The organism is Sinomonas sp. (assembly GCF_051955515.1).
In the GTDB taxonomy this organism is placed as follows: domain Bacteria; phylum Actinomycetota; class Actinomycetes; order Actinomycetales; family Micrococcaceae; genus Sinomonas.
Genome location: NZ_JBQCGQ010000262.1, coordinates 1 through 6051, shown reverse-complemented (window position 1 = coordinate 6051; position 6051 = coordinate 1). Strand labels below are relative to the sequence as shown.

Genomic DNA, 6051 nt, shown 5'->3' with positions numbered 1-6051 from the left:
AATAGACTGGAAATGCTGCTGATGGGGCGCGAGGAGGGGCACCATGCACCAAACAGGTGGACCCGGGTGGCGCATCACGATGGACACATCCGGTCCGATGCTGCTTGCCCTCTATCTCAAGGACACGGCGGGGCTTGTGGGCGCCGGATTCCCACCGCTCGCGCCGGCCGCGCCCCGAGTCCATGAGTACGACCATCATCAGATCACGCAGCACGTGGGGGGCGTCGATGCGCTGCGCCGCCAGTGGGAGGCGTGGTGGGCGAGCCTCCTCGACCACCATCCCGCGATGATCCCGGCGGTCGAGCCTCCGGACTTCACCGCCTTCAGCGCAGCGCCCGCACTCCAGCGCTCCCTGCAGGCCCATTTCGGAGGCGCCCTCACGTGGACGCAGGAGCGCCAGCTGGACTACGAGGAGCTCGAGGCCAAGCGCGAGGCCAGGGGCGATACGCAGATCCTGCAGCAGTTGGTCGCTGCCCGGCAGCTCGAAGTGGGGCCCGACGCGAAGGACTTCGCCCTCACGCTCATCGAGCTCCCGCTCGCCGAGGACCGCGCGTGGCTCGTCGACTCGAACAAGGTCATCATGAGCCAGTCGCTCATGGACGATCCCGAGACCCTGCAGAGCTTCCTCGCACCGGTCATCGAGATGCTCGTCTAGCTGCTACTGCCCGCCGGCGACGGTGATGACGACGGCGCCCGGCTGAGTCTGCGCGTCCGTCCACCCCTTGTTTCCCTCGCGGATCCACGCCTGGCCGTCGACATCCACGCGGGAGATGGCGAGGCCTTTCGCGTTGGCGACGGCCCACTGGGCAGCGGACCACGCAAGCGCTCCCTCGGCCCGGACGTTCAGGGTGCGGCCGGCAACGACACTTGGTGCCGTCGCGCCGTAGGCGCGGAGGAAGGCGTCGCGCACCGCACTCGGGTCGCCGGCAGCGTCCGGGGTCCGCAGGGTGCAGTCCAGCGAGGCCTGGGAGTTGCCGGTCAGGGCGGAGGCGAAGGCGCGCCCGAGGTCCTCGTGCTGCGAATAGGCCTCCGGAAATGCGGAGCGCTGAACCAGCTGGGCCGCCTCCGTGACGGAGAGCGACTCGTAGCCCGGAACCTTCGCCAGCGCGTCGTAGAACGCGTTGGTCGAGTAGACGGGGTCCATGATCTGCGCCTCCGTGCCCCAGCCTTGGGAGGGACGCTGCTGGAACAGGCCGCGGGAGTCGGGACCCGCGTGGTCCCCGTAGTTGATGTTGCGCAGCTTCGATTCCTGCATCGCAGTGGCGATGGCGATCGTCGCCGCGCGCGCCGGAAGCCCGCGGCGCACGGCGATCGCGGAGATCAGAGAAGCGTTGGCCGCCTGGTCCGTCGCCAGATTCTGCTTTCCGCCGTTCAGGAGCGCCGTGCATCCTTCGACAACGGGTGCGTCAGTTCGGTTGAGCGCCGTCGACGCGATGTAGATCCCTGTGCCCGCGAGCACGAGGGCGACGATGACCGTGAGCGAGCGCCGCACTGTGCGGGCCGAGGGCATGCGGTGGCTCCTTGTGGCTCGACTCTTCTCGCTGACCGGCTCAGTTGGCGTGAAGGGCCTCGTTGAGCTCGACCTTCTGGCCGTTGCGCGGAAGGGCCTCCACCTGGCCGGTGGTGGAATTGCGGCGGAACAGGAGGTTCGGCTGGCCCGAGAGCTCGGCCGCCTTGACGACCTTTTCCGCGTTCTCGCCGAATGCGTCCTTGAATCCGCTGATCCGCACGCGGGTCCCCGCGGTGACGTAGAGGCCCGCCTCGACGACGGAATCATCGCCGATGGAGATGCCGACGCCCGAGTTGGCGCCGAGCAGCACCCGTTCGCCGAGCGTGATGCGCTCCTTGCCGCCGCCCGAGAGGGTTCCCATGATCGAAGCGCCGCCGCCGACGTCGGTTCCGTCGCCCACCACGACGCCTGCGGAGATCCGGCCCTCGACCATGGACGCGCCGAGGGTGCCCGCGTTGAAGTTCACGAAGCCCTCATGCATCACAGTCGTGCCGTCCGCGAGGTGCGCGCCGAGCCGCACGCGGTCTGCGTCGGCGATGCGCACCCCGGAGGGGACGACGTAGTCGACCATGCGCGGGAACTTGTCCACGCCGTAGACCGTGACGGAGCCACGGCGGCGAAGGCGGGCGCGCGTCGTCTCGAAGCCCGTAGGGAGGCAGGGCCCGAAGTTGGTCCACACGACGTTGGGCAGCTTGCCGAAGATGCCGTCGAGGTTGACGCTGTTGGGCTTGACGAGCCGGTGCGAGAGGAGGTGGAGCCGCAGGTAGGCGTCGGCGGTGTCGGCCGGCGCCTGATCCAGATCGATCTGGACGAAGACGACCTTCGTCTGGGTGCCGCGGTCGGCGTCGTCGCCGTTCTCTGCGGCTGCCACAAGCTCGGCGGGGGCGGCGTCCACTACAGCCTCGTCGCTGAGGTGCTCGGCACCGGTGCCGAGTGCGGGGGACGGGAACCAGACGTCGAGCACGGTGGCCTCTTCGGTCCCGTCGGCCCCTCCGCCGAGAGCGATCGTGGCGAGGCCGAAGCCGTGGGCAGAGCGGGACGCGGAGGAGGTGTGAGTCATGGGGCAAGTCTATCGAGAGGGCACGGATATGCTTGCTCGCGTGACTCCTGCCACCCTCGACCTCAGCCGTGATGTAGCCCTCCTCACCGCCGACCTGATCGACATCGAGAGCGTCTCCGGGAACGAGCGGACTATTGCGGACGCGGTCGAGGCTGCGCTCCGCGCGCTCCCCGGCCTGTCCGTCACGCGGAACGGGGACGCCGTCGTCGCCCGTTCCGACCTGGGGCTAGCCGAGCGCGTGATCCTCGCCGGCCACCTTGACACGGTGCCCCTCCCCGCCACGGTGGGATCGCGGGGGACCGTGCCCTCGTCGTGGGACGGCGAACCCGGCACGGGAACCCTCTGGGGACGCGGCGCCACAGACATGAAAGGCGGGGTCGCCGTGCAGCTTGCGCTGGCCGCCGCGCTCTTCGGCGGGCATCACGCGGACGACGGCGACGCCGAGCCCACGCGCGACGTCACCTTTGTCTTCTACGACCATGAGGAAGTAGAGGCCGCGAAGAGCGGCCTGGGCCGGCTCGCACGGGAGAACCCGGAACTGCTCGCGGGAGACTTCGCGATCCTCCTCGAGCCCACAGCCGGGACCGTTGAGGGGGGCTGCAACGGCACGCTGCGGATCGAAGCCTCGACGGCAGGGGAGGCGGCCCACTCGGCCCGGGCGTGGATGGGGCGCAATGCGATCCACGCCGCGGCCCCCATTCTGGCCCGGCTCGCAGACTACGAGCCGGCGACCGTGAGCGTCGAGGGGCTCGACTACCGGGAGAGCCTCAATGCGGTCCGGATTTCAGGCGGCACCGCGGGCAACATCATCCCCGATCGCTGCACAGTGGAGATCAACTATCGCTTTGCGCCGAGCAAGACTTTGGATCAGGCCGAGGAACACGTCCGTGGGCTCCTCGCCGGATTCGAGGTAGCGCGGACGGATGGTGCCCCCGGCGCGCGCCCCGGACTCACGCACCCCGCGGCGGCCGCATTTGTCGCCGTCGTCGGACGGGAGCCGAAGCCCAAGTACGGGTGGACCGACGTTGCCCGATTCAGCGAGCTGGGTGTCCCCGCCGTGAATTTCGGGCCGGGCGACGCACTCCTCGCCCATAAGGACGACGAGCGCGTCGCGGCCGACGACGTGAGAGCCTGCTTTCGAGCCCTGCGCAGCTGGCTCTCTGCCAAGTCCTAGGTCTTCGGGGAAAGCCCTAGATCGTCTCGGCAGCGCCCTGAGCGGCCTGCGTCGCCTGGAGTGGCGCGCCCTTCTTCGGGCCCGCGATCTTCTGGCTCCGGCGCAGCTGGCGTTCGGCGAGCTTGGCGAGGCCGGACAGAATCAGGCACATGCCCACATAGAGGACGCCGGCGACGATCGCGGACGGGACGATGGGCGTCCCGTACTGGACCTGGGAACCGAAGAACTTCGCCTGGAACAGGATCTCGTTGTAGGTCACGATGAAGCCGAGCGCCGTGTCCTTCAGGGTCACCACGAGCTGCGAGATGATCACCGGCAGCATTGAGCGGACCGCCTGGGGGAGCAGGATGCTCTGCATCACCTGCGACTTGCGCAGGCCGATCGCCAGACCGGCCTCGCGCTGGCCCTTCGGGAGGGCCTCGATGCCCGCGCGGAACACCTCGGCCAGCACTGAGCCGTTGTAGAGGATGAGCGCGACGACCACCGCGAGGTACGGCGGCCACTTGACGCCGAGCGCCGGCGGGAGCCCGTAGTACAGCAGCATCATGAGGATGAGCACGGGGATCGCGCGGAACAGTTCGGTGAACCAGTGGAAGGGCCGGGAGACCCATGGGTGATCCGAGAGACGGCCGACCGCGAGCACGAGGCCGAGGATGAGGCTGCCGACGGCGGCGACGCCGAACGCCGAGAGCGTCGCCCCGGTGGCATCGAGGAGCGTCTGCTGCACGCGGGCGAACGTGAAGATCTGCCACTTCGACGCGCTGAACTGCCCGGTCTCGATGAAGCGCCAGATGACGAAGCCCACGATCCCGAGAATGACGAGGACGGAGATCACGCCGAAGAGGCGATGCCTGGAACGGGCCTTCGGGCCCGGGGCGTCGTAGAGAACGGAACTCATCGGGCCACCTTCCACTTCTTCTCGAAGTAGCGCTGGAGCTGCGCGAGGATCAGGACGAGGACCACGAAGAAGAACGCGACCCAGAGGAGCACGGCAAGGGCGGGCTCGCCGCGCTCGGCGAGGTACGCGCGGATGGCACCGGCCTCGTACACCGAGAAGCCGGCGGCGACCGTGGTGTTCTTGAGCAGGGCGATGAGCACACTGAAGAGCGGCGGCAGCACCGAGCGGAAGGCCTGGGGGAGCACGATGAGCGTCAGTGTCTGCGAGAACGGCAGCCCTATGGCGCGGGCGGCTTCGGCTTGGCCCACGGGGACGGTGTTGACGCCCGAGCGGAGCACCTCGGCGACGTAGCTCGCGGTGTAGAGGCTCAGGCCCACGATGGCCGAGACCGTGAAGTCGATCTCCGGGAGGCCGAGCTTCGGATACCCGAACGCGAAGAAGAACAGCACGAGGGTGAGCGGTGTGTTGCGGACGATGTTGACGTACAGCGTCCCGAACGCGCGGAGGGCCGAGATCGGCGAGACCCGCATTGCCCCGACGACGGTGCCGATGAGGAGCGCGAAGAACCCGGAGACGACGAACAGGATGATCGTCGTGCGGAAGCCTGTGGTGAAGACGTCGAGATTGTTGAAGAGAGTGCTCATGTCAGCCTTCCCTGTGGAGGGGACAGCACGGTGGGCGGGGCGCTAGAGCACCCCGCCCACCGTGCCGCCTGTCAGTAGTTGTCGACGGCGGGCTGCTCGACCTTGGTGCCGGACTTGCCGAGCGTCGAGTCGTAGATCTTCTGCCAGGTGTCCTTGCCGTTCGTGAACATGTCGTTGACGAACTTGCGAAGGGCGGTGTCTCCCTTGGTGAGGCCCACGCCGTACTTCTCCGTGGTGAACGGCTGGCCGACAACCTTCAGGTTGTCCGGGTCCTGCGCGGCGTAGCCGATCAGGATGGCCTGGTCGGTCGTCACGGCATCCACCTGGCCGTTCTTGAGCGCGTCAACACACTGCGAGTACGTGTCGAACGACTGTGCCCTCGTCTGCGGGAAGTTCTTCTGGATGTTCTGCAGCGGAGTGGAGCCGGTCGCGGAGCACACGGTCTTGCCCGCGATGTCCTTCTCGCTGTTGATCGTGGTGTTGCTCTTCTTCACGAGAAGGCCCTGCCCGGTGACGAAGTACGGCCCGGCGAAGTCGACCTTCTTCTTGCGGGCGTCAGTGATCGAGTACGTGCCGACGTAGTAGTCGATGTCGCCGTTCACGATCGCCTGCTCGCGGTTCGCCGACGGGATCGCTGTGAACTCGATGTCCTTCTCGTCGTAGCCGAGGGATGCTGCGATCCACCGCGCGATGTCGATGTCGAAGCCGGTGCGCTCGTTGCTCACCGGGTCGAGGTAGCCGAGACCGGGCTGGTCCTCCTTGACG

7 protein-coding genes are annotated in these 6051 nt (G+C 67.9%); 2 read left to right on the top strand and 5 right to left on the bottom strand.

Annotated elements, in window-relative coordinates; translation table 11 throughout:
• The first annotated feature begins 43 nt into the window (after positions 1 to 43).
• The gene (locus tag ACTHL9_RS15505; protein ID WP_440520180.1) at positions 44 to 655 is read left to right on the top strand and encodes a hypothetical protein; all 612 of its coding nucleotides are present in this window, start codon (positions 44 to 46) and stop codon (positions 653 to 655) included.
• Positions 656 to 658: 3 nt separating this feature from the next.
• Here the strand turns inward: ACTHL9_RS15505 and ACTHL9_RS15500 are convergent, their stop codons facing one another.
• Together ACTHL9_RS15500 and dapD are read right to left on the bottom strand one after the other, a co-directional pair.
• The gene (locus ACTHL9_RS15500) at positions 659 to 1510 is read right to left on the bottom strand and encodes a hypothetical protein (protein WP_440520179.1); all 852 of its coding nucleotides are present in this window, start codon (positions 1508 to 1510) and stop codon (positions 659 to 661) included.
• Positions 1511 to 1550: 40 nt separating this feature from the next.
• Positions 1551 to 2570, bottom strand: coding sequence for a 2,3,4,5-tetrahydropyridine-2,6-dicarboxylate N-succinyltransferase (gene dapD / locus ACTHL9_RS15495; RefSeq protein ID WP_440520178.1), 1020 nt, complete (start codon positions 2568 to 2570; stop codon positions 1551 to 1553).
• Between the two features lie 28 nt (positions 2571 to 2598).
• Between dapD and dapE the strand changes: the two genes are divergently transcribed.
• Positions 2599 to 3744, top strand: a complete 1146-nt coding sequence (gene dapE / locus ACTHL9_RS15490) for a succinyl-diaminopimelate desuccinylase (RefSeq protein ID WP_440520181.1) — start codon at positions 2599 to 2601, stop codon at positions 3742 to 3744.
• Between the two features lie 16 nt (positions 3745 to 3760).
• Here dapE and ACTHL9_RS15485 read toward each other — a convergent pair whose 3' ends face one another.
• The 3 genes from ACTHL9_RS15485 to ACTHL9_RS15475 all read right to left on the bottom strand — a co-directional run.
• Positions 3761 to 4642: an amino acid ABC transporter permease gene (locus ACTHL9_RS15485; protein ID WP_440520177.1), complete on the bottom strand. Its 882-nt coding sequence runs from the start codon at positions 4640 to 4642 to the stop codon at positions 3761 to 3763.
• Complete coding sequence (locus tag ACTHL9_RS15480; RefSeq protein WP_440520176.1) at positions 4639 to 5286, bottom strand: amino acid ABC transporter permease; 648 nt, start codon at positions 5284 to 5286, stop codon at positions 4639 to 4641. The genes ACTHL9_RS15485 and ACTHL9_RS15480 overlap by 4 nt, the downstream gene beginning before the upstream one ends.
• Positions 5287 to 5357: 71 nt before the next feature.
• The coding region (locus ACTHL9_RS15475; RefSeq protein WP_440520175.1) for a glutamate ABC transporter substrate-binding protein at positions 5358 to 6051 on the bottom strand (694 nt) is incomplete at its 5' end.

What these genes read in the sequence shown, in the direction of transcription:
- ACTHL9_RS15505 (WP_440520180.1), top strand. Translation starts at nt 44, where the DNA reads ATGCACCAAACAGGTGGACCCGGGTGGCGCATCACGATGGACACATCC.
- ACTHL9_RS15500 (WP_440520179.1), bottom strand. Translation starts at nt 1,510, where the DNA reads ATGCCCTCGGCCCGCACAGTGCGGCGCTCGCTCACGGTCATCGTCGCC.
- dapD (WP_440520178.1), bottom strand. Translation starts at nt 2,570, where the DNA reads ATGACTCACACCTCCTCCGCGTCCCGCTCTGCCCACGGCTTCGGCCTC.
- dapE (WP_440520181.1), top strand. Translation starts at nt 2,599, where the DNA reads ATGCTTGCTCGCGTGACTCCTGCCACCCTCGACCTCAGCCGTGATGTA.
- ACTHL9_RS15485 (WP_440520177.1), bottom strand. Translation starts at nt 4,642, where the DNA reads ATGAGTTCCGTTCTCTACGACGCCCCGGGCCCGAAGGCCCGTTCCAGG.
- ACTHL9_RS15480 (WP_440520176.1), bottom strand. Translation starts at nt 5,286, where the DNA reads ATGAGCACTCTCTTCAACAATCTCGACGTCTTCACCACAGGCTTCCGC.